This window comes from Pseudarthrobacter chlorophenolicus A6 (assembly GCF_000022025.1).
GTDB lineage: Bacteria > Actinomycetota > Actinomycetes > Actinomycetales > Micrococcaceae > Arthrobacter > Arthrobacter chlorophenolicus.
Genome location: NC_011886.1, coordinates 1,775,984 through 1,801,632 on the forward strand (window position 1 = coordinate 1,775,984; position 25,649 = coordinate 1,801,632).

A 25,649-nucleotide genomic window follows, 5' to 3' on the forward strand; every position below is an offset into this window, starting at 1 on the left:
TGCGGCAGTGATGCCGCCAACCTGTGCCACCATAGTCTTCACCTGCCGAATGCCGATTCCACAGTCCCCGAAGGGACCCTGCGAGAGAGGGACGCCATGTACTGTCCGTTCTGCCGCAATCCCGATTCCCGGGTGGTGGACAGCCGGATGGCTGATGACGGCTCCGCCATCCGCCGGCGCCGCCAGTGCCCGGAATGCGGTCGCAGGTTTACCACCGTGGAAACCACCAGCCTCTCGGTCATCAAACGGTCCGGAGTGGGCGAGCCCTTCAGCCGCAGCAAGGTCATCAACGGTGTCCGCAAGGCCTGCCAGGGACGCCCGGTGAGTGAAGACGACCTCGCCATGCTGGCCCAGGAAGTCGAAGAGCAGATCCGCGCTTCCGGCGCCGCGGAAATCGACGCCCATGAGGTGGGCCTGGTCATCCTTGGTCCGCTGCAGAAGCTGGACGAGGTCGCTTATCTTCGCTTCGCGAGCGTCTACCAGGCCTTCGAATCCCTCGAGGACTTTGAGGCAGCGATCGCCCAGCTCCGCCACGAGGCGCAGGAAGACGCCGCGGAACGCCCCGCCACGCCGCGGAAGCCGGAAAAGACTTCCCTTTAAGACTTCCGGCGGCAGCTGCGGAGGGGAAGCCGCAGCTGCCGCCGGTACCTCACCGCCCAACGGCCTGCACAAACCGTGCCTGGACGTCCCGGGCCAGGCGGCCCGGCGGGTCACTGCACGCAGATCACCACAATGCAGAACGCCCCTTCCGGAGCCGGAAGGGGCGTTCTGCGTTTGCTGGCAGTGCCGGCGTCGCGGTAGGGCCTACTTGGTGAGCTTGTGCTGGAGTGCTATCTCGACTGCGGCGCCCACAATCCCGGCTTCGTTCCGGAGCACCGCCGGGACAATCGGGGTGCGGAGCTTAAGGTTGGGCAGGTATTCGTCGGCACGCTTGGAGATGCCGCCGCCCACAATGAACAGTTCCGGGGAGAACAGGAACTCCACGTGGGAGAAGTAGCGCTGCAGCAGCACGCTGTATTCGTCCCAGGACAGCCCGTCCCGCTCACGCGCCACGGCGGACGCCTTGGATTCTGCATCGACGCCGTCCACTTCCAGGTGGCCCAGCTCGGCATTCGGCACGAGTTTTCCGTCGAAGATGAAGGCCGAGCCGATTCCGGTGCCAAGCGTGATGACCAGGACGGTTCCCTTGACGCCCTCGCCCGCACCGTAGCGGGCTTCCGCGAGTCCGGCGGCATCGGCGTCGTTGATGACCTCAACGGGGCGGCCCAGCCGGGCGGTGAGGAGCGCATCGATGTCGGTGTCGAGCCAGCTCTTGTCCACATTCGCAGCGGAGTGGACAACGCCGTGCTGGATGATGCCCGGGAAAGTCACACCGACCGGCGAGCCGGCCTCCGGGGCCTCGGGACGTGCGGAGAGCTCGGCCACCACCAGGGCCACGGCCTCGGCCACGGACTCCGGGGTGGCCGGCTGCGGCGTGGGTACGCGGAACCGGTCGCCCAGCAGCTTGCCCTTTTTCAGGTCGACGATGCCGCCCTTGATTCCCGTGCCTCCGATGTCGATGCCGATCAGCGGGGCGTTCTTGTGCGACTTCTCGTCTTTCTTGGCCAATGGGTTTCCGTTCGTGGCAGGGGACGGGCAGGGAATAGGGTGCCGGGAGGCCGGCGGTTCTCGCAGGCCGGTGCGGCCGCAGTGCGGCGGGCTACGGCAGGGTGAGGATTTCGGCGCCGTTTTCGGTGACGAGGAGGGTGTGCTCAAACTGGGCGGTGCGCTTGTGGTCCTTGGTGACTACGGTCCAGTCGTCGGCCCACATGTCCCATTCCACGGTGCCCAGGGTGAGCATCGGTTCAATGGTGAAGACCATGCCGGTTTCGATGACGGTGTTGTAGGCCGGAGCGGCGTCGTAGTGCGGGATGATCAGCCCGGTGTGGAAAGCCTCGCCCACGCCGTGCCCGGTGAAGTCACGGACAACGCCGTAGCCGAAGCGCTTCGCATAGGACTGGATGGCGCGGCCAATGACGTTGATTTCTCGGCCCGGGGCAACGGCCTTGATGGCCCTGTTCAGGGATTCCTGTGTCCGTTCCACCAGCAGCCGGGAATCCTCATCCACGTCGCCCACCAGGAAGGTGTAGTTGGTGTCGCCGTGCACGCCGTTGATAAAGGCGGTGATGTCGATGTTGATGATGTCGCCGTCCTGGACCACCGTGCTGTCCGGGATGCCGTGGCAGATGACTTCGTTCAGCGAAGAGCACAGGGATTTGGGGAAGCCGCGGTAGCCGAGCGTGGAGGGGTAGGCGTTGTGGTCGAGGAGGAACTCATGGCCCACCTTGTCCAGCTGGTCGGTGGTGACACCGGGCTGAATGTGTTTTCCCACCTCCACGATGGCCTGCGCCGCAATCCTGCCCGCGATGCGGATCTTTTCGATGGTCTCCGCGGATTTCACTTCGGAGCCGGTGAATTTGGCGGGGCCGGGTTTGCCCACGTACTCCGGGCGGGGGATGGACGCCGGGACGGGACGCTGCGGGCTGACGGTACCGGGGGTGAGGGTGCCGATGGGTGCAGTCGAGGCAAGGGAAGGCATAGATTGATCATATAAGGCACCACAGAACGCCTAACAACCGCGAAGCCGGGCACGCCGCCGTAAGAATCAACGTTACGCGGATCACGTTCCGGAGGCGCCGGCCGAACCGAGGAGCAGCAATGCCTGAGTACTGGTACAACGTCAATACCCACGAGGTCGAAGAGGACAGGCTTTCCGACTGGAGCCAGCTGATCGGGCCTTACAAGACGAGGGAAGAGGCTGAACACGCGATTGAAAAGGTCCGCGCCCGGAACGAGGCCTGGGAAAAGGGCGACGACGACTGACGGGCAGGTGCCCGCCCCAAGCAGGTGCCGGGCTAGAAGGAATGCTCCGGGCCCGGGAACTGTCCGGTCCGGACATCGTTGCCGTACTGCGTGGCCGCGTCGAGCAGTGTGCTGCGCAGGTCCGCGTACTGCTTGACGAACTTCGCCATCCGGCCGCCGCGCAGCCCGGCCATGTCCTGCCAGACAAGCACCTGGCCGGTGGTTTCCTTGCCCGCGCCGATGCCCACGGTGGGAACGTCGACGGCGGCGTCCACGGCGGCCGCCGTTTCGGCCGGGACCATCTCCATGAGTACGCAGAACGCGCCCGCCCCGGCCAACGCGACGGCGTCGTCAATCAGGCGCTGCGCATCATCGCCGCGGCCCTGGACCCGGTAGCCGCCGAGGGCATGTTCGCTTTGCGGGGTGAAGCCGATGTGGGCCATGACCGGAACGCCGGCCTGGACCATGGCCCGGACGGTGGGGGCGTAGTAGGCGCCGCCCTCGATCTTGACCGCATGCGCCAGGCCCTCCTTCAGGAAGCGCACGCCGGTGGCCACGGCCTGTTCCGCGGAAACCTCGTAGCTGCCGAACGGCAGGTCCGCCACCACGAGGGCGCGCCGGGCGGTGCGCGCCACCGCCCGGCACAGCGGGAGGAGCTCGTCAACGGTGACTGGAAGGGAAGTCTCGTTGCCGAAGACGTTGTTGGAGGCGGAATCGCCCACCAGCAGGACCTCGATTCCGGCGGCATCGAAGATCTCGGCTGTGTACTGCTCGTAGGCGGTCAGCATGGCAAACCGTGTTCCGTCCCGCTTGGCCTGCTGCAGGTGGTGGATGCGCACCTTGGCGGGCTTCCGCTCGGCTGCGGGAGCCGGCTGCGCAGGGCCGCTGCCGTAGGGGGCGGGTACTTCAGCGGACGCGCGTGATTCGAAGCTGTTGGAGGCCATGGGACGAGCGTAGTGCGGTACCGGCCGTCCTAGCTACCGCCGGGGGCGGGCGGCAAAGGTGATTACCGTCATAACCAAGGGCGTCGGCTGGCTGCCGGGGATCGGGAAAGGCGGGTCCGCGGGCCGGCGCGGACCGTGCGCCAGGTTAATGGTGTGTTACGTGCGGCGCAGGCTCAAGCATCGGCGTCGAATGCTTAGTACAGTGTTGGTGAACTGCTGCCGGCTTTCCCCTTGCGTGGACCCGGAGCATGGACGTTTGACCGGAGAAGAGGCCATCATGGACCGCCAGCAAGAGTTTGTCCTGCGCACTATCGAAGAGCGCGACGTACGTTTCGTGCGCCTGTGGTTCACCGACGTCGTGGGATCGCTGAAGTCCGTGGCATTGGCACCGGCAGAGGTCGAAGGGGCCTTCGAGGAAGGCCTTGGCTTCGACGGTTCCTCCATCGAGGGCCTGGCGCGCGTCTTTGAATCGGACATGCTGCTGCAGCCCGATCCCGCCACCTTCCAGATCCTGCCGTGGCGAGGCGAGACGGAACAGACCTCACGCATGTTCTGCGACATCCTCACCCCCGACGGTGAACCCTCCACCGCTGATCCCCGCAACGTGCTCAAGCGCACCCTGGCCAAGGCCGCGGACATGGGCTTCACCTGCTACACGCATCCGGAGATCGAGTTCTACCTCCTCAAATCGCAGGAGCTCGGTGCTGACGGTGCGCCGGTACCGGTGGACGAGGGCGGCTACTTCGACCACGTGCCGGGCGGTGTGGCCCAGGACTTCCGCCGGACCGCGGTGACCATGCTGGAGTCCGTGGGCATCTCCGTGGAATTCAGCCACCACGAGGGCGGCCCGGGACAGAACGAGATCGACCTCCGGTACGCCGATGCCCTGCAGACGGCGGACAACATCATGACCTTCCGCACGGTCATCAAGGAAGTTGCCCTGCAGCAGGGAACCTACGCCACCTTCATGCCCAAGCCGTTCACGGCCCACCCCGGCTCCGGCATGCACACGCACTTTTCCCTGTTCGAAGGCGACAGCAACGCGTTCTTCGAAGCCGGGTCTGAGTACCAGCTCTCCAAGACAGCGCGCCAGTTCATCGCAGGCATCCTCAAGCACGCTCCTGAGTTCACCGCTGTGACCAATCAGTTCGTGAATTCCTACAAGCGGCTGTGGGGCGGCGGCGAAGCGCCGAGCTACCTCAGCTGGGGCCACAACAACCGTTCCGCCCTGGTCCGCGTTCCCCTGTACAAGCCGGGCAAGGGCCAGTCCGCCAGGATCGAATACCGCGGCATCGATTCCGCCACCAACCCGTACCTGGCGTACGCAGTGCTCCTGGGCGCCGGCCTTAAGGGCATCGAGGAAGGCTACGACCTCCCGGCCGCCGCCGAGGACGATGTCTGGTCGCTGAGCTCGGCCGAACGCCGGGCCATGGGACACGACCCCCTGCCGGCCAGCCTGCATGACGCCATCCGCGCCATGGAGGATTCCGAACTGATGCCGCAGATCCTGGGCGAGCAGGTGTTCGAGCACTTCCTCCGCAACAAGCGGGCCGAATGGCAGGACTACCGCCTGCAGGTGACGCCCTACGAACTGCAGCGCAACCTCGGCATCCTCTAGGCTGCCGGCGTGAGCCTGGCACGCCGCCTCATCGCGGCCGGATTCAGCGACCTGGAAAAAGGCGAACGCTTCCTGGCGGCACGTGAGCTGGAGGGGCTGGACCAGGACCGGCTGTTTGCCGGACTCCAGCTGTCGGCCAGCCCGGACGCCGCCCTGCAGTCCCTGGTGCGGCTCATCGAAAAGCACCCCGACCTGCGTGCCGTGGCTGGGGCGGATCCCGAAACCAGTGAGCCGCTGTACCGGGTGCTCGGTGCCTCGGAGGCCCTGGGCGAGTTCCTGATCCGCCACCCCGAACACCTCACGGCGTTCAACGTGCGCACCAGCCCGGAGCCCCTTCCCGCCGACCCCGCGGAGCTGCGGTCCACCCTCCTGCAGTCGGTGGGCGCTGATCCCCGCGCCGCGCGTCCCGTTGCTGCCGTGACAGGCGCGGAGGCCTACGCTGCGCTGCGGACGGCGTACCGCAGGGGAGTGGTGGACCTGGCCATCAAGGATCTCTGCGCCGCGGACCCGCTGGACTTCCTGCCTTCGGTGGGAGGCGAGCTGGCCGACCTTGCCGGCGCGGCCATCGAAGCCGGCCTTGCTGTATCGCGGGCCGAAGCGGCAGAACAGTTCGACGCCGCCGACGTCGCCGACGTGGGCCTGGCAGTCATCGGAATGGGCAAATGCGGTGCCCGCGAGCTGAACTACATCTCCGACGTCGACGTCATCTACGTCATTGATGCCGGGCAGCTGGACGACGCGCACGCCAACACGATCGGAACCGCGCTGGCCAGCGGGATCTCCCGTGCCATCTCCTCCGTGGCGCGCGAGCCCGGCCTCTGGGAGGTCGACGCGAACCTGAGGCCCGAGGGTAAATCCGGGCCGCTGGTACGCACCCTGGCCTCCCACGAGGCCTACTACGCACGCTGGGCCGAAAGCTGGGAGTTCCAGGCGCTGCTGAAGGCGCGCACCATCGCCGGGGACGCCCGGCTGGGCCGCCGGTACGAGGAAGCGGTGGCCCCGCTGATCTGGAATTCCGCAGGCCGCGACGGGTTCGTCGAGTCCGTCCAGGCCATGCGCCGCCGGGTGACGGAGCACATCCCCGCTGCCGAGGAGCAGCGGCAGATCAAGCTGGGCCGCGGCGGCCTGCGGGACGTGGAGTTCACGGTCCAGCTGCTGCAACTGGTCCATGGCAAGGCGGATGAGACGTTACGGCGACGGGACACCACGTCGGCGATTGCGGCACTGTCGGCGGGTGGTTACATCGGGCGCACGGATGCCGCAGCTTTCGACAACGCCTACCGGTACCTGCGGCTCCTGGAGCACCGGATCCAGCTGTTCCAGCTGCGCCGCACGCACCTGATGCCGGTGGCCGAACCGGCCTTGCGTGCCCTGGCAAAGGCGGTGCTCGGCCCGTTCTCCAATGATCGGCCGCACCCCGATGCCCTGCTGAGTGCCTGGCAGAAGACCAAACGGTCCGTCCGGGAACTGCATGAACGGATCTTCTACCGGCCACTGCTCAACACGGCGGCCAAGCTCAGCAGCGAGGACGCCAAGCTCACCCCCGAGGCCGCCCAGGCCCGGCTGGCCGCACTTGGATACAGCGACCCGCAGGGCGCCATGCGGCATATCGAAGCCCTGACGGCCGGTGTCAGCCGGCGGGCTGCACTGCAGCGCCAGCTGCTCCCCATCCTCCTCGACTGGCTTGCCGAGGGGGTGGATCCCGACGCCGGCCTGCTCGCCTTCCGCCGCGTCAGCGAGGCTCTGGGAACCACGCACTGGTACCTTGGCCTGCTCCGCGACTCGAACGCTGCGGCCGAGCGGCTCTGCCACATGCTCTCCAACTCGCGGCTGATCGCCGACCTGCTGGAAGTGTCCCCGGAGTCGGTTGCCTGGCTGGGGCAGGACAAGGACCTTGTTCCGGTGTCCTTCGAAGCGCAGTGGCAGGAAATTACGTCCAAGATGTCACGGCACTCCGATCCGGAAAGCGCCATGCGACTGATCAGGCTCATCCGCCGGCGGGAAATCCTCCGCATCGCCGTGGCCGACTCGGCCGGGCTGCTGGACCAGGACCAGGTGGGCTCTGCCCTTGCCGATACTGACCGGGCCGCCGTCCTGGGTGCCCTGCGCGTGGCCGAGGGGATCGTGTCCGCCGGCGGACCCCTGAAGACCGCCGTTCTGGTGGTGGCCATGGGCCGGCAGGGCGGGCGGGAAATCGGGTACGGTTCGGACGCCGATGTCATGTACGTCCACCGGGCCCTGCCAGGCTTTTCCGAGGCTGAGGCCCAGGAACAGGCGGGCAGGATCGTTGCCAAGGTGTCCAGCCTGCTGACCCAGCCGTTGAAGCCGGCCATTATGGCCGAGCGCGTCCTGCAGATGGACGCTGACCTTCGGCCGGAAGGCAAGAACGGGGCCATGGTCCGCTCCCTGGAATCCTTTGCCGAGTATTACCGCCGCTGGTCGCTGATCTGGGAAGCCCAGGCGCTGCTCCGCGCGCGTCCGATGGCCGGTGACGACGGCCTCGCCGCCGACTTCCTGGCCCTGATCGACCCCATCCGCTACCCCGAGACCGTTGCGGGGCAGGACATCCGGGAGATCCGCAGGGTCAAGGCCCGGGTGGAGTCGGAACGGCTGCCCCGCGGTGCCGATCCCGCCCGGCACCTGAAACTGGGCCGCGGCGGCCTGAGCGACGTCGAATGGCTGGTCCAGCTGCTCCAGCTCCAGCACGCCGGCGAACACCCGGAGCTGCGGACCACGTCCACGCTTCCGGCGCTGGAGGCCGCGGCTGAGCTGGGGCTGCTAGACCAGGACGACGCAGAGACGCTGGCCCAGGCCTGGCGGCTGGCGAGCAGGATCAGGTCCGCGAACGTCATCTGGAACGGCAAGGCGTCCGACCTCCTGCCCTCATCCCGACGCGACCTCGAAGCGGTGGCCCGGTGGTGCGGCTATGAGCCCGGCCACGCCGCAGCCCTGGAGGAGGACTACCTGCGGGTCAGCCGGCGGGCACGTGGAGTCTTCGAGCGCATTTTCTATGGGCACTGACGGATTCCCTGGGTCCGTCTGGATCATCCCGCTGCGGGACCTTGATGCGGACGCCCAGGCAATCCAGCTGGACGCTGTGGCCAGGCTCCGGCTCCAACCCGGCCAGGAGAGATTCGTGGGTGACCCGTTGCGCATGGCGCTCACCGGCCTGGCGGAAGAGGGGCGGCATCCCTGTGTGATGGAGGCCGGCGGGCGTGCCATAGGCGTGCTCACCCTGCAGTCCGGAGCGGCCACCCTGGCCGGCTGGCCGGATGACGGCTCTGCCTGGCTGCTCCGGGGGTTCCTCGTGGACCGGCGCCACCAGGGCAAAGGGCTGGGGACGCTGGGAGCTGCCGCGGCCGTGGTGGCGGCAGGAAAACTCGAGCGCCGGCACCCCACCGGTGCATCCGGCGTCGTACTCTCCGTCAACGAGGCCAACGGAGCCGGACTGGCGGCCTACCTGAAAGCCGGCTTCGTGGACCATGGCCAGTACACCGGCGGCTCTGCGGGGCCGCAGCGGACCCTGTTCATGCCGTTCGTCAAGCCACAATGAGGTAACACCGGCGGGCCCTTATTGCTTTGGGAAACCGTTTATTCGATGATGTGGAATGGCGGTGTTCTTCAACCTTGTTGGGGGGAAGGCTCGAACAGTCTTCGTCTCGGGGGGCATTCGTCAGGAGGCCTGGCTCCCGGTCTCAGCACGTCTGGAGCCGGGCCTCCACCTTTAATCAATCCGGCCTTCCCAGACAATCCGGGCCCTCCCAATTCTTCCCGGGCCTTCCCATTCTTCCCGGGCCTTCGGCCCGGGAACGCGAAAGGCGGCCACCGGATCACCGGTGGCCGCCTTTTGCTGTCTCAGTGCGCCCGGCAGAACTGCCGGGCGGAGGGGAGACTAGACGCCGTAGTAGAGCTCGAACTCGTAGGGGTTCGGGCGCAGGGACAGCGGGCGGATCTCGTTCTCGTACTTGTACTCGATCCAGGTGTCGATCAGGTCCTGCGTGAAGACGCCGCCGGCCTGCAGGAACTCGTTGTCCTCGCGCAGTGCTTCCAGGGCTTCTTCCAGGGTGCCCGGAGCCTTGGGGATGTCCTTGGCTTCCTCGGCGGGCAGCTCGTAGAGGTCCTTGTCGATCGGTGCCGGGGGCTCGATGCGGTTGCGGATGCCGTCAATGCCGGCCATCAGCTGGGCAGCGAACGCCAGGTACGGGTTCGAGGAGGGGTCCGGAGCGCGGAATTCGATGCGCTTGGCCTTCGGGTTGGAACCGGTGATCGGGATGCGGATACCGGCAGAGCGGTTGCCCTGCGAGTAGACCATGTTGACCGGAGCTTCGAAGCCCTTGACCAGGCGGCGGTAGGAGTTCACCGTCGGGTTGGTGAAGGCCAGGACGGCGTCGGCGTGCTTCAGCAGGCCGCCGATGTACCAGCGGGCAGTGTCGGACAGGCCGGCGTAGCCCTTCTCGTCGTAGAACAGCGGGTCGCCGTTGCTCCACAGCGACTGGTGGCAGTGCATGCCCGAACCGTTGTCACCGAAGACCGGCTTCGGCATGAAGGTGACCGACTTGCCCCAGGCGTCCGCGGTGTTCTTGATGACGTACTTGAACTTCTGCAGGTCATCGGCAGCGTGGGTCAGGGTGGTGAACTTGTAGTTGATCTCAGCCTGGCCGGCGGAGCCAACTTCGTGGTGGCTGCGCTCGACCTCAAGGCCGGCCTCGTCCAGGGCAACACACATGGCGTCGCGCAGGTCGGCCTGCTTGTCCGTGGGGGAGACCGGGAAGTAACCGCCCTTGACGGGGGTCTTGTAACCGAGGTTTCCGCCCTCTTCCTCACGGCCGGTGTTCCAGTGCGCTTCTTCGGAGTCGATCTTGTAGAAGCTGCCCTGCGGGGAGGACTGGTACTGGACGTTGTCGAAGACGAAGAACTCGGCCTCGGGAGCGAAGAATGCGGTGTCGGCGATGCCGGTGGAAGCCAGGTACGCTTCGGCCTTTTCGGCCACGCCGCGGGGATCGCGGTGGTAGGGATCGCCGGTGCGCGGGTTCACGATGGAGAAGTTCAGCGCGAGGGTCTTTTCCATGCGGAAGGTGTCCAGGAACGCGGTGGTCACATCGGGGATCAGCTGCATGTCCGATTCGGCGATGCCCTGGAAGCCACGGATGGAAGAACCGTCGAAGAGCTGGCCGTTGACGAAGAAGTCAGCGTCAACGCTCTTGGCCGGAACGTTGAAGTGCTGCTGGACGCCGGGAAGGTCGGTGAAGCGGATATCGACGAACTTTACATCTTCGTCCTTGATGAACTTGAGGACTTCGTCCGCAGTCTTGAACATCTATGCTCCTAACGCATATGTAAATATCTGGCCGCAGCCATATGATCCAGCGCAATCCGAAAGCAGGGAAGACGCAAGGTTTTCCCTGCTGTGGCCCTGCCGCAGATACCTGCCGGGGAGATTGCTTGAAACTGCTAACAGCCTATGGACGCGGCATTTCCCGTCCGTGTCCACATTGTTTCGGGCAGGTTACAGAATGCCCTGTTATGAACACGCTATCGGGTGTCCACACTGTGGTCTAACCCCATCCGCGATGTGGGCGGCGCGCACCCAGCCGGCGAGGGGTACGAAGGCCGGTAAACTTGGACGGTGGTAGATCGCAAAGACCTTGGCTCATGGCTCACCGGGCCGGACACCTCCGGCATTTCCAAGTACCCCGGCGAACGCCTGGGCTTGCCCGAATCCGGGCCGGGGTCCATTGCCCGGGCCGGCCGGCGGATCATTGCCATCATGATCGACTGGGGCATCGCCCTGCTGATCAGCAACTTTGCCTTCGCCGGCGACTCATGGGCAACCCTGGGAATCTTCGCCCTTGAGCAAATCCTCCTGGTGGGCACCCTCGGTTACAGCATCGGCCACCGCGTGGTGGGTATCTCGGTGGTGCGCCCCGGTGGCGGGACACCCGGACCGTTGGCTGCCCTGGTGCGGGCCGTGCTGCTGTGCCTGGTTATTCCGGCCGTGATCTTTGACCCCGACCAGCGTGGCCTGCACGACAAAGCGATGAACACGCTGCTGATCCGCCGCTGAGCAGGCGGCGGAGGCCCGACCCTTCTCTAGACCTGGCTTTCTTCCGACACCTTGGACGGCTCGGCCTCCGGAGCTGCTGCCTCGGGATTGGCCGCAGCCAGCAACCCCCGCTTGTCGGCCCAGCGTTCGAAGAGGATGGTGGCGAACGGGAAGACTGCTGAGAGCCCGGCAAATAGCGCCACGGTGAACGGCCAGCGCTGCAGGCGCCAGAGCACCAGGGCGGCCACGCCGTAGCCAACAAACAGCGCGCCATGGATAGGTCCGGCCACCTGCACGCCGATCTCAGTGGTGCCGGCAATCCATTTGAAGTACATGCCGATCAGCAGGGCTGCCCAGCTGAAAGCTTCGGCGACGGCGAGGATGCGGAAAGCGCGGATGGCGGCGTTGCGAAGGGGCATGGGGTGTCTTTTCCTGTCCTGTAAGGTCGGTCGTCATCGTTGCTTGGGAAGGCGTTGGTTGCTCGGGCGCCGGGCGCCCAGCCGGCATGCGGAGCTGGCCTGTGTAAGAAAAACGCCCCGGCTGCCGGAAGGTTCCGGTGGCCGGGGCGCTGTTCAGACCTAGCGTCCGCGGTTGGGGCGGGCTTTGTAGGGGTCGATGCCTTTGGGGATGGGCAGCCGGTTCCCCAGGGATGCAATCCGCTTGGAAACGGCGTTCACTTCCAGCTTGGTCAGTTCCTTCTTCAGCTTGCCCATCTTCTTAGCCACCTGGCTGATGGGCACCTGGCCCTCGCCGCGGCCGCTTTCGATGACGTGCACCGTCACATTGGGCAGGATCCGGGCAAGGCGCTTGCGCTCGGCATCCAGCAGCGGCTTGACGCGCAGCGTGGGGCCTTCGCTGACCAGTACGACGCCGGGACGGCCGATGGCGCGGAACACGGCGTCCTGCGTGCGCGGGTTGACGGCGACAGGCTGTTCCTCGGTGATCCAGCCGCGGCGGAGGGTGCCCAGTGCGGCACCCGAGGCGCCAGGCTGGTTTTCGATCTGGGCGAAGGCCGCCCGTTCCGCGCGCCGGGACAGGATCAACGTGGCGCCGAGCAGGCCCAGCGGGATACCGATAATCAGGCCGGTGATCCAGTTATCAAGCCAGAAACCCACCAGGAAGCTGACGGCCACAACGCCCAGGAAGACCAGCAGCATCAGCCACGGGACCATGGGGTCGTGGCGGCGGGTCATGTTGAAGACCTCGCCGATCTGCTTGAGGCGGCTGGGCTTTTTGGCCTTGGCCTCTTTCGGCTTGCGGGAGAACAGTCCGCGCTTTGCCGCGCTGGAGTCCGCCGGGGTGGAGTTGCTGGAGTCAGGGGATTTCGCCATAGTGCCTCAATTCTACGTGACCAAAGCCGAAGGGCCGGACGCCGGAAAGATCCGGTGTCCGGCCCTGGGCGGCAGCGGCGGCCGGGTCAGGAGCGGGCGGCCAGGAGGGTGCTGGCTTCCTGGCGGGTGGTGCCGGAGTCCTGGATGCCGTCGGCGATGTGGGCGAGTTCGGCGGGGATGTCGCGTCCTTTTTTGCGCATGGCGGTGGCCCAGAGGCGGCCGGCGCGGTAGGAGGAGCGGACCAGGGGGCCGGACATGACGCCGAGGAAGCCGATTTCTTCGGCTTCGTGCTGGAGGTCCACGAATTCCTGGGGTTTGACCCAGCGGTCCACGGGGAGGTGGCGTTCGGAGGGGCGGAGGTACTGGGTGATGGTGATCAGGTCGCAGCCGGCCTCGTGCAGGTCGGCGAGGGCTTCGGAGATTTCTTCGCGGGTTTCGCCCATGCCGAGGATGAGGTTGGATTTGGTGACCATGCCCAGGTTCCGGCCCTGGGTGATGACGTCGAGGGAGCGTTCGTAGCGGAAGGCCGGGCGGATGCGTTTGAAGATCCGGGGGACGGTTTCGACGTTGTGGGCGAAGACTTCCGGGGCGGAGTCGCAGATCGCCTTGATGTGGTCGGGGTTGCCGGAGAAGTCGGGGATGAGGAGTTCGACGCCGGTGCCGGGGTTGAGTTCGTGGATTTTGCGGACGGTTTCGGCGTAGAGCCAGACGCCTTCGTCTTCGAGGTCGTCGCGGGCTACGCCGGTGACGGTGGCGTAGCGCAGGGCCATGGACTGGACGGAGCGGGCCACTTTGGTGGGTTCGAACCTGTCCACGGGGGAGGGTTTGCCGGTGTCGATCTGGCAGAAGTCGCAGCGGCGGGTGCATTCGGAGCCGCCGATGAGGAAGGTGGCTTCTTTGTCTTCCCAGCATTCGAAGATGTTGGGGCAGCCGGCCTCTTCGCAGACGGTGTGCAGGCCTTCTTTTTTGACCAGGTTCTTGAGCTGGACGAATTCCGGGCCCATCTGGACTTTGGCCTTGATCCATTCCGGCTTGCGTTCCACCGGGGTGGCCGCGTTGCGCTGCTCGATCCGCAGCAACTTCCGGCCTTCGGGTGCCAATGTCACAGTAGAGCTCCTTCGGGGCTTGAAACGAGTGCTTCTTCGTGCTTGCGGAATTCTTCCACGAAGCGTTCGGCGATGTCGGCGGGGCGGATGTCCTTCCCGGTTTCCCGGGACATGGTGGTCACGCCGGCGTCCGTGATGCCGCAGGCGATGATCTGCCCATAGGGGGCGAGGTCGTTGCTGCAGTTGATGGCGACACCGTGCATCGTCACTCCGTTGAGGACACGGATGCCGATAGCGGCGATTTTGCGGTCGGGCCCGTTGGCGTCGGCTTTGACCCATACGCCGGCGCGGCCCTTGATGCGTTCTGCGCGGATGCCGTAATCGGCCATGACGGCGATCATGACGGCCTCGAGCCGCTCCACGTAGTCACGGATCCCTGCGCGGTTCTTCAGTTTCAGGATGGGGTAGGCGATGAGCTGGCCCGGACCGTGCCAGGTGAGCTTGCCACCGCGGTCCACGGCCACAACGGGAGTCCCGTCGAAGGGCCGTTCGTGGTCCTCGGTCAGCTTGCCTGCGGTGTAAACGGCTGCGTGTTCCAGCAAGAGCACGGTACTGGGTGCCTCACCGGCCACCACTTTTCCGTGCAGTTCGCGTTGAACGTCCCAGGCATGCTGGTAATCAACGAACTCCGGTGCAAGACCCAGCCCTGAAAACTCAAGAGTCATGCCTTCCAGCTTAGACCCCGCAGCGCCGCGGACAGGGTTTAGTGTCTAAGCTCACCAGCGGCCGGACGTGGGCCCGCAATGTGACTGGAGACCCCCGCCGCCTGTGGATAACTTCTGCGGCCGTCCACGGATTCCGCTAGACATGGGACATGGATGATTTGCACGCTCCCGACGTTCCGGGTTTTGCGGTTGACCGGCTCCTGGGGCTGGGAAGCACAGCATCGGTCTGGCTTGCCGCTGAGCAGGCCAGCGGCAGGAAATACGCCGTCAAGTGCTTCCACCCCGGCTCCACGGATGCGCGAGGGCGCGAATCGATGTCTGAGGACGCGGTGAGAAGGGAAATCCGAATCCTCTCCGTGCTGGACCACCAGCACCTGGTCAGGGCCCACGATGCCGTCAGCCTGCACCCCGGGCCGGCAGGCGAGGCAGAGGGAAAACCATCCACTGCCCTCATCATGGACTACGCATCCGGTGGCTCCCTGGGGCAGCTTCTTGGCTCCCGCGGCCGGCTCAGTGTCGGTGAAACCGTCACCGTACTGACCCCTGTCGCCCAGGCATTGTCCTATCTCCATGGGAAAGGATTCACGCATGCGGACGTCTCGCCCGGCAACGTGCTTTTCACCGGCCAGGGCAAACCGATGCTCTCGGACCTGGGAATCGCCCGGATGCTGGGGGACCCCGCCGGCGGAGCCGGCCACGGGACACCCGGCTTCGTTGATCCTGCACCGGTGGATGCTGTCCGCGCAGGGCTGCAACCCGAGAGGGACGTCTATTCGGCGGCGGCCCTCGGCTGGTTCTGCCTCACTGGTGCCGCGCCGCCACGCACGGCAGACCGGCCACCGCTGCCGCTCCTGGTTCCCGGTGTTCCAGCGGACCTCGCTGCAGCCCTCGAATCAGGGCTCAACGAAGACCGAAGGCTCCGTCCCACCGCCGGTGCCCTGGCAACCGCCGTCTACCGCAGTGCCGCCCCTGTACCAGTGGACCTTTCGGCTTCCGTCCATCCCACGGTTATCCGGGAACTCCTGACGCGCAGGCACGTCGCGCCGCCCTCACCGGGCCGGTTGAAGGAACGGTTCGGCACCTTGCGCCGGCGGATGGCGGCACCGCCGCGGCTGACGGGATTCGCCGCTGCAACGGGCGAACCAGCACGGCGGAAGGACACGGGTGGTGCCCCCGCACGCTCCAGGAGGCACACGGGCTCTGGCCGGAACGGGGCTCACCGCAGCGAGGCGCCAACCGGGATTCCCCTCCGCCGGGCCGTCTTCGCCGTGGGCGCGGCCGCAGTGGCGGCGATGGTCCTATGGCTGACCCCCGTGTCGCAGCTGGCCCTGGGTACCTTCCGTCCCGCCGGCGACACCAGGACTCCGGCAGCTTCCGCGCCCGCCGTAGACGCTGCTGCGGTCCAGGCCGGAGGCCCCGCCGCACTGGATGAGGCCAGGGTACTGGCCTCATCAGCCCAGCCAGCGGACGCCCTGCGTGGGCTTGCGGCGATGCGCGACTACGCATTCCGCAGCGGCCAGGTGGGCCTGCTGGCGGAAGTCAACGCCTCCGGGTCGCCGGCGGCCGCCGCCGACCATCAGACTGCGGAGAGGCTGTCCGGTTCGGGCAGGGTGCTCTCAGGCTTCATCAGCACGCTCTCGGACGTCCGGACCGAACCGGGCCCCACGGAATCGCGCGCCGTTGTCAGGGCCACCGCCGCCACCTCAGCCTGGGAAGAGAAGGACGCCGCAGGAACTGTTGCCGCGAAAGGTGCCGAGGCGCCGGGCCAGGCCCTGCGCCTGGTGCTGGTTTCAGAGGACGGAGAGTGGCGGATCAGTGAGATCCTTCCCGGTTCCTGACACCGAACTGCGCCGGGGCTGCGCGCACCATGGCCACTACGTCGGTGTCAGGCCGGATCTGCGGCTTTGCCGTTGCCGGCCACCCAGGCGGCCGCTTCCGCCAAACCAGGATGTTCCCAGCGGAATCCGGCTGACGACAAGACGGCAGGCTCCATCCTTTGACTGGCCAGCAGCAGCTCTTCGGCCAGGTCGCGCATCAGCAGGCGTAACACCGGGCCCGGGACCCGCAGGGCAGCGGGCCGGTGCAGCGCGTGGGCCAGTGCAGCCACGATGCTGTTGACGTCAGCCTGTTCAGGGGCGCACAGGTTGACCGGGCCGTGGATGTCGGATTCGAGCAGGAACAGGAAAGCCTTTGACACATCCGGCAGGGATACCCACGGCCAGTATTGGCGGCCGTCCCCGAACGGGCCGCCGATGCCGAGCCGCAGGAGGGGAAGCAGCCTTCCCAAGGCGCCGCCGGAGCGGCTGAGGACAACGCCCGTGCGCGGCGTGACAGTCCGCACGCCCGGCGGGGCGGCGGCAGCGGCCTGTTCCCACTCCACACAGATGCGGGACAGGGTGCCTGATCCCGCGGGGGCATCTTCGCGGAGCACGGTGTATCCCGCGTCGCCGTAGTACCCGGAACCTGACTGGCTGATGAACGTGGGCGGCGGGCTGTCCACCTGCTGCATCGCCCGGACCAGGGTGTCCGTGGACCGCAGCCGCGAACTGAACAGCTCCTCCACACGCTTGCGCGTCCACGGCCGGTCGCCGATTCCTGCGCCGGAGAGATTCACGACGGCGTCCGCGCCCTCAAGAGCCCGGGGATCCAGTTCCCCGGCGGCCGGATCCCAGTGGACTTCGGCGGCCGTCCTCGGTTCCCGGCGCACCAGGGACACGACGTCATGCCCGGCCTCCCTGAAGGTGGCTGACATGGACGTGCCGATCATTCCCGAGGCTCCGGACATAAGGATGCGCATGCTCCATCACACCACGGACCCGGCCCCACGGCACGTCCCGCGGCGCCGGGTAGGGGATGACTATGATCGAACGATGACCTCTTCGAGCTACTTCCGTTTTCCGCATCTGCACGGCGATCTGGTCACCTTCGTGGCCGAGGATGACGTCTGGATCGCGCCATTGGACGGGGGCCGCGCCTGGCGTGTCTCATCGCTCCAGCTGCCCGCCCGCAACCCCCGCTTCACCCCGGACGGCAAGAAGCTCGTGTGGACGGTCATCCAGGGAACAGCCCCGGAAGTGGTCTCGGCGGACGTTGACGGCGGCGGCTACCGGCAGCTGACCTACTTCGGCCACAGCACCACCCGGGTCAAGGGTTTCACCGCCGGCGGCGCCGTGGTGGTGACCAGCGCGTTCCGGCAGGCCGAAAGCCGCCACACCCATGCCTACAGCGTGCCCCTCGAAGGCGGGTGGGCGGAAGAACTGCCGTTCGGCCCCGTGGAATCGGTGGCCTTCGGCCCCGAAGTGGGCGATGAGCGTCCGGTGGTGGTGGCCAGCGTGCTGTCCCGCGAACCTGCCTGGTGGAAGAGGTACCGCGGCGGGACAGCCGGGAAGCTGTGGATCGATACTGACGGCAACGGCGAATTCGAGCGGCTGCTGCCGGAGCTGGAAGGGAACTTCGCCGACCCCCTGTGGGTGGACGGCCGGGTGGCCTTCCTCTCCGACCATGAAGGCTACGGCAACCTCTACTCAGTCCTTCCCAACGGAAAGGACCTCCGCCGGCATACCGACCACGAGGACTTCTACGTCCGCCACGCGGCCACGGACGGAAGCCGGGTCATCTTCGAATCCGCCGGTGAACTGTGGGTACTGAAGGACCTAGGGTCCGAGGCTGTCCGCCTCGACATCACGCTCGGGTCCGCCTCGCAGTCCCGCCGCCCTTCGCTCCTGAAGACCTCAAAGCACCTGGGCGCCGCAGTGCCGGACGCTTCCGGTTCAGCCAGCGCGGTGGAGGCACACGGCACCATCCACTGGCTCCGCCACAAAGACGGACCGTCGCGCATCATTGAGGCCACCCCCGGCGTGCGCGGACGCCTTCCACGGCCGCTTGGCGACGGCCGCATCGCATACATCGCGGACCACGGCGGCGTCGAGGCCCTGCATATCAGGGACATCGTGCCAGCCATCGGCCACCCGGCCAGCCCCACTGGAACCGCGCCGGCAACGCCGCCCGCCGGCGACACGCCGGAGGCAGCAAGTCCCGTGGAAACAGACACCGGTTCAAGCTCCGGGCCGGCGGATGCCGTTTCCCTGCCTCAGCCCGTACCGGCTGCCGGCGCCGCCGTGCTGGCGGGATCTGCGCAGCCTTCGCCGGTTGTCCTGGCCAACTCCCGCCCGGGTGGCAGCGACGAACAGTTGCCGGATGGGGCACCCGGGGAGGGGACCGGCGAACCTGCCGGGGCTCCCGCTGCCGCGCAGATCGCCGTTCCGACGCCGTCGCGGGCCAGCGCCCTCGAGGCGAGCCCCGACGGACGGTGGCTGGCCCTGGGGACGTCGTTCGGTGACGTGTATGTCGCCGACGCCGCCTCCGGGGAGCTGACCCGGGTGACCAGCATCGGAGAGGGAACCATTTCCGACCTCGCCTGGTCCGGCGACTCCGCCTGGCTGGTCTGGTCCGAGCCTGTTACCTCCTTCGGCTCGCGCAGCAGGCTGCGGGCGGCCAACATCGCGGCTGCGGGTTCGGACCCCGTGGAGGTTACCGACGGACGGTTCTGTGACAGGTCCCCTGCGTTCACCCCGGACGGTAAGTACCTTGCGTTCCTGTCCAACCGCAGCTTCGATCCGGTCTACGACGGCCACTCCTTTGACCTGTCCTTCCCAAGCCCCATCAAGCCCTACCTCGTGGCCCTCGCCGCCGGAACGCCATCGCCGTTCGGGCCTGACGTGGCGCCCGGTGCAACTGATACGGGCGGGTCCGATGCCGCTGACGCCGGAGCCCCGGACGGTCCGGCGCCGGTCCGCGTGGATCCCGAAGGGCTGGCCCACCGGGTCATCGGCGTTCCGGTTCCGCAGGGCAATTACACCGGCCTCTCGGCAACCAAGGGCGCGCTCCTGTGGCTGGACGCGGCCCTCTCCGGCGTCACGGGCGACGGCAAGGCAAGCCAGGAGGACAAGGACACCCGTCCCAGCCTGGTGCGGTACGACCTCGGCCGCCGCAAGCAGGAAACCCTCGTGGAGTCCCTGGACAGCTACCGGCTCTCCGGTGACCGGACCAAGGCCGTGGTCATTGCCGACAAGCAGGTCACCGTGGTTCCGTCCGACGCCAGGGCAGACGAGGAGTCCGGCAAGCTGGTCAAGGTGGACCTGGGGCGCATCCGCGTGATGATGGACCCCGTCAGCGTCTGGGGGCAGGCTTTCGACGAGGCCTGGCGCCTGCAACGGGACTTCTTCTGGGCCGAAGACATGGCCGGCCAGGACTGGGACTCGATGCGCAACCGGTACCGTCCCCTGGTGGACCGGCTGGGCTCGCACGACGACCTCGTTGACCTGCTGTGGGAGCTGCACGGCGAACTGGGAACGTCGCATGCCTACGTACGCCCCGCGGCCGTCACAGAAAACGGGAGCCACGGGCAGGGCCGGCTGGGAGCCGATCTGGCCCACACGGCGTCGGGCTGGGAAATCACCCGGATCCTCGCCGGTGAGTCCTCGGATCCACTGGCCACCTCGCCATTGAACCGGCCCGGGGTCGACGCCAAAGCCGGCGACATCCTGCTGGCCATCGACGGCGTGCCCCTGGCTGCAGCGGTCACCCCCGCCATGCAGCTGGTCGGGGCCGCCGGCCGGGCCGTGGAACTGACCCTGCTGAACGGTGCCGGGCACGGAGATGCAGCCGGCACCCAGCGCCGCGTCGCCGTCGTTCCGGTCAAGGACGAGGAGCGGCTGCGGTACCAGGAATGGGTGGCATCGAACCGCCGCACCGTCCGGGAAGCCTCGGGCGGCGCCTTTGGCTACCTGCACATCCCGGACATGATGGCCAACGGCTGGGCCCAGCTGCACCGGGACCTGGACACCGAGACCGCGCTGGACGGCCTGATCGTGGACGTGCGGCGCAACCGCGGCGGACACACGTCGCAGCTGGTGGCCGAACTGATTGGCCGCAAGGTGACCGGCTGGAGCATGCCGCGCGGGGAGAAGCCGCGGACCTACCCCCACCACGCACCGAGGGGACCGGTGATCATCCTCGCGGACGAATTCGCGGGCTCCGACGGCGACATCATTACCCAGGTGTCAAAGCTGCGCGGAATCGGCCCTGTCATTGGAACGCGGACCTGGGGCGGCGTGGTGGGCATCGACAACCGCTTCGCCCTGGCCGATGGAACGGGCGTCACCCAGCCCAGGTACGCCAACTGGTTCAGCGGCGGCATCGGCTGGAGCGTTGAAAACCACGGCGTGGACCCGGACATCGAGGTGACTTTCCCGCCGCATGCCTACGCCGCCGGCCGCGACCCGCAACTGGAGTACGGCATCGGCGCACTCAAGGAAATGGTCCAGGAACTGCCCACGGACCGTCCTCCGGTCCGGGCGGGATACCCGTCGCTGCGCCCGGGGCCGCTGCCGGCACGGAACCAGGCCAAGGCGTAACGCCGGTCCGCTGCCTGCCGACGCACGCGCAAAAAGGCCCTGCTCCCGCCGGACGAACCGGCAGGAACAGGGCCTTTGGCGTTAATCGGGTCAGGAAGCGAGCGTAGCGTCCAGGCTGATCTCGATGCCTGCCAGCGCCTGCGATACCGGGCAGCCCTTCTTGGCTGCCTCGGCGATGCGCTGGAAGTCTTCCTCGGAGATGCCGGGGATGCGGGCATTCAGGGTCAGGTGGCTGCCGGTGATGCCGGTGCCCGGCTGGAAGCCCACCTCCGCCTTGGTGTTGACTTCCTCCGGGGTGAAACCGGCCTGGCTGAGCTCGTGGCTGAAGGCCATCGAGAAACATGCCGAGTGTGCCGCTGCGATGAGTTCCTCGGGGCTGGTCTTGCCCTCGGCCGCTTCGGTGCGGGCCTTCCAGGTGACATCGAACGTGCCCAGGCCTGAGCTGTCCAGGGTGGTGTTGCCGGAGCCCTCGGTAAGGCTTCCCGTCCATACCGTGTGCGCGTTGCGTGTTGTAGCCATGTCACTCCTCAGCGTTGATTCGATCCGGGCGCCGGCATCCGCCGCAGCCCGCCGTTTCCCATCCTAGGGATTTGGCAGCACCGGTGCACGGGTTGTCCGCTGAGAGAGGATTGTGACCGGCCTGTACAACGCACGACGGCGGCGCTCCCGCACAGGGGGAGCGCCGCCGTCGTACGTGGCATGCGGAGGGGTGGGGCAGCTACCGCCAGAGCGTTGCGATGGCGACGTTCAGCAGTGCCAGGCCGCCCACGCTGTGGGCCAGGCCGATGGAGACCGGTTCGCCCTTCTTGAATTTGCGGCTGCCGATGAAGGCCAGGACGGCAACCACCAGTGCAATGACAAGCTTGATGCCCAGCTTGGCGTAGTTGGCGTCCATGTCCAGGGCGGGGATCAGGCCCATCATCGCCACGCCGGTGAGGAGCTGCAGGGCAGCGCCATCGAACTGGCGCGGGTGGACGGTGGGCTTCTTCATCTGCCCGATCCAGATGCCGACGATCATGGCGGCGCCGACGATGTGCAGGAAGACCATGACGTTGTAAACGATGTTCATGGCATCAGTCTATCCAGATTCTTCTACGCTCTGTAGTAACCGTCGGGTGCGTGCCCTTCGCAGCTCGTCACTGCCATCGGATCGTTGTCACAAGGGTGCTTAAATGCCGCAGCGGCCGGCCGGGCTTCCAGTGGATCACCACTGGAAGCCGGACAGCCGCCGCGGACTGCGTGCCGGGGTTAGAGGCCCAGGTCCGCTTCGAAGGCGCCCTCTTCGAGGCGTGCCTTCAGGGTCTGGAGGAACCGGCCGGCGTCAGCGCCGTCCACCAGGCGGTGGTCGTACGTCAGCGACAGGTACATCATGGAGCGGATGGCGATCGAGTCGTCACCGTTTTCGTCAGCGACCACCACGGGGCGCTTGACGATGGCACCGGTGCCCAGGATGCCAACCTGCGGCTGGTTGATGATCGGCGTGTCAAACAGGGCGCCCACCGAACCGATGTTGGTGATGCTGAACGTGCCGCCGGACAGCTCGTCCGGGCCGATCTTGCCGTCGCGGGTACGGGAAGCCACATCGGCGATCTTGCCGGCGAGGCCGGCCAGGTTCAGGTTGCCGGCGTCGGAGATGACCGGAACCAGGAGGCCTTTGTCGGTATCGACGGCGATCGCCAGGTGTTCGGCGTTGTGGTACGTGATTTCCTGCTTGTCCTCGTCGTACGCAGCGTTGAGCTTGGGGTGCTGCTTGAGGGCCTCGGCCACGGCCTTGGCAATGAACGGCAGGAAGGTCAGCTTGGTGCCGTTCTGGGCCTGGAACGAGTTCTTGGCCTTAAGGCGGAGCTTGGCAACCTTGGTCATGTCCACTTCGTGGACCTGCGTCAGCTGCGTGGAAACCTCGAGGGACTCGCGCATGCGGCGGGCGATGACCTGGCGGATGCGCGGAGCCTTCTGGGTGGTGCCGCGCAGCGAGGAAACCTGGCCGTTGCCGGCTGCCGGTGCGGATGCGGCCGGTGCTGCCGCGGGAGCTGCTGCCGGTGCGGCCTGCGCCTCGGCGGCGGCAATGACATCCTGCTTGCGGATGCGGCCGCCGACGCCGGTGCCGGACAGCGAGGAGATGTCCACGCCGTGCTGGTTGGCGAGCTTGCGGACCAGGGGAGTAACGTAGCCGGACTCGCCGCCTGCCGCCGGCGCCTCGGCTGCTGCCGGTGCGGCCTGCGCTGCAGGTGCGGCAGCAGGAGCCGGGGCGGCTGCCGGAGCGGCCTTCGGTGCTTCCTGCTTGGGTGCCTCTGCCTTGGGGGCTTCAGCCTTCGGTGCCTCCTGCTTGGGTGCTTCCTGGGCGGGGGCAGCCTTCGGAGCCTCCGCGGGAGCAGCCGCAGCGCCCGAACCGATGACGGCAAGGACGGAACCGACCTCTGCGGTCTCGTCCTCGTTCACGCGGATTTCCTGCAGGGTGCCGGCAACGGGGGACGGGATCTCGGTGTCAACCTTGTCCGTGGAAACCTCGAGCAGCGGCTCATCGACCTCTACGGTGTCACCCACGGCCTTCAGCCAGCGTGTGACGGTTCCTTCGGTGACGCTCTCGCCCAGTGCGGGGAGGGTGACGTCGTGGCCTTCGCCGCCACCGGCAGCAGGTGCTTCGGCGCCAGGAGCGGCCGGTGCTTCCTCTGCGGGTGCGGCGGGTGCTTCCTGGGCGGGTTCAGCCGCGGGTGCCTCTTCTGCGGGTGCAGCGGCGGGCGCTTCTTCGGCGGGTGCGGAACCGCCGCCGGAGCCGTCACCGATGCGGACCAGCGGTGCGCCGACCTCTGCGGTTTCGTCCTCGGCAACCAGGATTTCCTCAATCACGCCAGCGACAGGAGAGGGGATTTCGGTGTCGACTTTGTCGGTGGAGACCTCGAGCAGCGGCTCGTCCACCTCTACCCGGTCACCTACCTGCTTCAGCCAGCGGGTGACGGTTCCTTCGGTGACACTCTCACCGAGGGCGGGCAAGTTAACGGATTCAGACATGTCGTCCCCGTTCTCCTTATTGATCTTTAGTGCGAATGATTGCTGCCTTGTTGGAAGCCTAGTGCACCCGGTCTGCGGGACCGGGTGCACCGGGCTCGGTAATGCTTTGGGGAATCAGCCGTGAAGCGGCTTGCCGGCCAGAGCCAGGTGGGCCTCGCCAAGGGATTCGTTCTGCGTGGGGTGTGCGTGCAGCAGCTGGGCCACATCCTCCGGGTACGCTTCCCAGTTCACGATCAGCTGGGCTTCGCCAACCTGCTCGCCCATGCGGGCACCGATCATGTGGACGCCCACCACGGGGCCGTCCTTCTGGCGGACCAGCTTGACCAGGCCGGAGGTGCCCAGGATGGAGCTCTTGCCGTTGCCGGCCAGGTTGTATTCCTGGGTCTGGACCTGGTCGTCGCCGAACTTTTCCTTGGCTGCCTTTTCGGTGTAGCCAACGGTGGCGATCTCGGGCTCGGAGTACGTGACCTTGGGGATGTTGATGTCCTCGACGATCACGGGCTTCAGGCCGGCGATTTCCTCGGCCACGAAGATGCCCTGCTGGTAGCCGCGGTGGGCCAGCTGGACGCCGGGGACGATGTCGCCCACGGCGTAGATGTTGCCGACGCCGGTGTGCAGGCGCTCGTTGGTGATGACGAAGCCGCGGTCGATGGTGATGCCGGCGTCCTCGTAGCCAAGGTTGGCGGTGACGGGTCCGCGGCCCACGGCCACCAGGAGGAGGTCGGCTTCGAACGTCTTGCCGTCCACCAGGGTGACCTTGACGCCGTCGGCGTTCTGCTCGACACCCTGGAAGAACACGCCGGTGGAGAACTTGATGCCGCGCTTCTTGAACGCGCGCTCGAAGTTCTTGATGATGGTGGCGTCTTCGTTGGGGACCAGGGAGGGCAGGCCTTCCACGATGGTGACGTCCACGCCGAAGGACTTCCAGACCGAGGCGAATTCGACGCCGATGACGCCGCCGCCCAGGATGATGGCGCTCTTGGGGATGGAATCCATGGTGAGGGCCTGGTCGGAGGTGATGACCTTGCCGCCGATTTCCAGGCCGGGCAGGGTGCGGGAGTAGGAACCCGTGGCCAGGATGATGTTTTTGCCCTTGTAGGCGGTGCCGTTGACTACGACAGTGTCGGTGCCCTGGAGCTTGCCTTCACCTTCGATGACGGTGATGCCCTTGGACTTGATGAGGCCCTGGAGGCCCTTGTACTTGCCGGCGATAATGCCGTCCTTGTACGCGTTGACGGCGGTCATGTCGATGCTGTCAAGGGTGACGTTCACGCCGTACTTGGCGGAGTCGCGGGCGTGGTCGGCCAGTTCGGCGGAGTGGAGCAGCGCCTTGGTGGGGATGCAGCCGTTGTGGAGGCAGGTGCCGCCCAGCTTGGCTTTCTCCACGAGGCCGACGGTGAGGCCGAGCTGTACTGCCCGGAGCGCCGCGGCGTATCCGCCGCTGCCGCCACCGAGTACCAGGATGTCGAATTCTTGCGCAGTTGCCTGATCGGCCACTTAAACGCTCCCTCGCGTGAACGATGACGCGTTCTGCGCGCATCATCTGGTCTTGGAATTGCACTGCCGTGATTATGTCAGCAGGTCAGTTCTCTTGCATTTGTGACTACCGTGGTTCACCTTAGCGAACCACCCATCCATGCTCCACCTTGGCGCAGCGTTTGTGGAGCGCTTGTGTC

Annotated in this window: 21 protein-coding genes; 8 read left to right on the plus strand and 13 right to left on the minus strand. The window is 66.7% G+C overall.

Going from position 1 to position 25,649, the window contains the following annotated elements; genetic code table 11:
* Positions 1-96 precede the first annotated feature (96 nt).
* Positions 97-600, plus strand: a complete 504-nt coding sequence (gene nrdR, locus ACHL_RS08000) for a transcriptional regulator NrdR (RefSeq protein WP_015936794.1) — start codon at positions 97-99, stop codon at positions 598-600.
* 204 nt (positions 601-804) lie between these two features.
* On the opposite strand, the gene ppgK is transcribed toward nrdR, so the two are convergent.
* On the minus strand, positions 805-1,608 hold the full coding sequence (gene ppgK, locus ACHL_RS08005; RefSeq protein ID WP_015936795.1) for a polyphosphate--glucose phosphotransferase: 804 nt from the start codon (positions 1,606-1,608) through the stop codon (positions 805-807).
* Positions 1,609-1,699: 91 nt separating this feature from the next.
* Entirely contained in the window at positions 1,700-2,578 is an 879-nt protein-coding gene (gene map / locus ACHL_RS08010; RefSeq protein ID WP_015936796.1) for a type I methionyl aminopeptidase, read from the minus strand.
* Between the two features lie 119 nt (positions 2,579-2,697).
* Between map and ACHL_RS24160 the strand changes: the two genes are divergently transcribed.
* Entirely contained in the window at positions 2,698-2,862 is a 165-nt protein-coding gene (locus tag ACHL_RS24160; protein ID WP_015936797.1) for an SPOR domain-containing protein, read from the plus strand.
* A gap of 32 nt (positions 2,863-2,894) precedes the next feature.
* Here the strand turns inward: ACHL_RS24160 and panB are convergent, their stop codons facing one another.
* Positions 2,895-3,785 carry a 3-methyl-2-oxobutanoate hydroxymethyltransferase gene (gene panB / locus ACHL_RS08015; protein ID WP_015936798.1) on the minus strand — a complete coding sequence of 297 codons (891 nt, stop codon included), beginning with the start codon at positions 3,783-3,785 and terminating at the stop codon, positions 2,895-2,897.
* A 277-nt stretch (positions 3,786-4,062) separates the two neighbouring features.
* Between panB and glnA (ACHL_RS08020) the strand changes: the two genes are divergently transcribed.
* From glnA (ACHL_RS08020) to ACHL_RS08030, 3 genes are read left to right on the plus strand one after another with little or no spacing between them, the layout of a single operon-like run.
* On the plus strand, positions 4,063-5,403 hold the full coding sequence (gene glnA, locus ACHL_RS08020; RefSeq protein ID WP_015936799.1) for a type I glutamate--ammonia ligase: 1,341 nt from the start codon (positions 4,063-4,065) through the stop codon (positions 5,401-5,403).
* 9 nt (positions 5,404-5,412) lie between these two features.
* Positions 5,413-8,424: a bifunctional [glutamine synthetase] adenylyltransferase/[glutamine synthetase]-adenylyl-L-tyrosine phosphorylase gene (locus ACHL_RS08025; RefSeq protein WP_015936800.1), complete on the plus strand. Its 3,012-nt coding sequence runs from the start codon at positions 5,413-5,415 to the stop codon at positions 8,422-8,424.
* Entirely contained in the window at positions 8,414-8,956 is a 543-nt protein-coding gene (locus tag ACHL_RS08030; RefSeq protein ID WP_015936801.1) for a GNAT family N-acetyltransferase, read from the plus strand. The genes ACHL_RS08025 and ACHL_RS08030 overlap by 11 nt, the downstream gene beginning before the upstream one ends.
* A 339-nt stretch (positions 8,957-9,295) precedes the next feature.
* Here the strand turns inward: ACHL_RS08030 and glnA (ACHL_RS08035) are convergent, their stop codons facing one another.
* Complete coding sequence (gene glnA, locus ACHL_RS08035) at positions 9,296-10,720, minus strand: type I glutamate--ammonia ligase (RefSeq protein ID WP_015936802.1); 1,425 nt, start codon at positions 10,718-10,720, stop codon at positions 9,296-9,298.
* A 309-nt stretch (positions 10,721-11,029) separates the two neighbouring features.
* Here glnA (ACHL_RS08035) and ACHL_RS08040 point away from each other — a divergent pair, with 309 nt between their 5' ends.
* A complete protein-coding gene (locus tag ACHL_RS08040; protein ID WP_015936803.1) occupies positions 11,030-11,467 on the plus strand; it encodes an RDD family protein in 438 nt (145 codons plus the stop codon).
* Positions 11,468-11,493: 26 nt separating this feature from the next.
* Here ACHL_RS08040 and ACHL_RS08045 read toward each other — a convergent pair whose 3' ends face one another.
* The 4 genes from ACHL_RS08045 to lipB all read right to left on the minus strand — a co-directional run bounded on the left by ACHL_RS08045 (position 11,494) and on the right by lipB (position 14,548).
* Positions 11,494-11,865 carry a DUF3817 domain-containing protein gene (locus ACHL_RS08045; RefSeq protein WP_015936804.1) on the minus strand — a complete coding sequence of 124 codons (372 nt, stop codon included), beginning with the start codon at positions 11,863-11,865 and terminating at the stop codon, positions 11,494-11,496.
* 159 nt (positions 11,866-12,024) lie between these two features.
* Positions 12,025-12,777: a DUF4191 domain-containing protein gene (locus ACHL_RS08050; protein WP_015936805.1), complete on the minus strand. Its 753-nt coding sequence runs from the start codon at positions 12,775-12,777 to the stop codon at positions 12,025-12,027.
* A gap of 86 nt (positions 12,778-12,863) precedes the next feature.
* A complete protein-coding gene (gene lipA, locus ACHL_RS08055; RefSeq protein WP_015936806.1) occupies positions 12,864-13,883 on the minus strand; it encodes a lipoyl synthase in 1,020 nt (339 codons plus the stop codon).
* On the minus strand, positions 13,880-14,548 hold the full coding sequence (gene lipB, locus ACHL_RS08060) for a lipoyl(octanoyl) transferase LipB (protein WP_015936807.1): 669 nt from the start codon (positions 14,546-14,548) through the stop codon (positions 13,880-13,882). The genes lipA and lipB overlap by 4 nt, the downstream gene beginning before the upstream one ends.
* Positions 14,549-14,697: 149 nt before the next feature.
* Here lipB and ACHL_RS08065 point away from each other — a divergent pair, with 149 nt between their 5' ends.
* Entirely contained in the window at positions 14,698-16,386 is a 1,689-nt protein-coding gene (locus ACHL_RS08065) for a serine/threonine-protein kinase (RefSeq protein WP_015936808.1), read from the plus strand.
* A 47-nt stretch (positions 16,387-16,433) separates the two neighbouring features.
* On the opposite strand, the gene ACHL_RS08070 is transcribed toward ACHL_RS08065, so the two are convergent.
* Positions 16,434-17,345, minus strand: coding sequence for a TIGR01777 family oxidoreductase (locus ACHL_RS08070; RefSeq protein WP_015936809.1), 912 nt, complete (start codon positions 17,343-17,345; stop codon positions 16,434-16,436).
* A 73-nt stretch (positions 17,346-17,418) separates the two neighbouring features.
* Between ACHL_RS08070 and ACHL_RS08075 the strand changes: the two genes are divergently transcribed.
* Positions 17,419-20,964 (plus strand): S41 family peptidase, encoded by a 3,546-nt coding sequence (locus tag ACHL_RS08075; RefSeq protein ID WP_015936810.1) that lies wholly within the window; start codon positions 17,419-17,421, stop codon positions 20,962-20,964.
* A 90-nt stretch (positions 20,965-21,054) separates the two neighbouring features.
* Here ACHL_RS08075 and ACHL_RS08080 read toward each other — a convergent pair whose 3' ends face one another.
* The 4 genes from ACHL_RS08080 to lpdA form a co-directional block, all read right to left on the minus strand.
* Positions 21,055-21,483, minus strand: a complete 429-nt coding sequence (locus ACHL_RS08080; protein WP_015936811.1) for an OsmC family protein — start codon at positions 21,481-21,483, stop codon at positions 21,055-21,057.
* A 199-nt stretch (positions 21,484-21,682) separates the two neighbouring features.
* Entirely contained in the window at positions 21,683-22,033 is a 351-nt protein-coding gene (locus ACHL_RS08085; RefSeq protein WP_015936812.1) for a hypothetical protein, read from the minus strand.
* A gap of 179 nt (positions 22,034-22,212) precedes the next feature.
* On the minus strand, positions 22,213-23,973 hold the full coding sequence (gene sucB, locus ACHL_RS08090) for a 2-oxoglutarate dehydrogenase, E2 component, dihydrolipoamide succinyltransferase (protein WP_015936813.1): 1,761 nt from the start codon (positions 23,971-23,973) through the stop codon (positions 22,213-22,215).
* A gap of 114 nt (positions 23,974-24,087) precedes the next feature.
* The gene (gene lpdA / locus ACHL_RS08095) at positions 24,088-25,470 is read right to left on the minus strand and encodes a dihydrolipoyl dehydrogenase (RefSeq protein WP_015936814.1); all 1,383 of its coding nucleotides are present in this window, start codon (positions 25,468-25,470) and stop codon (positions 24,088-24,090) included.
* Positions 25,471-25,649 lie beyond the last annotated feature (179 nt).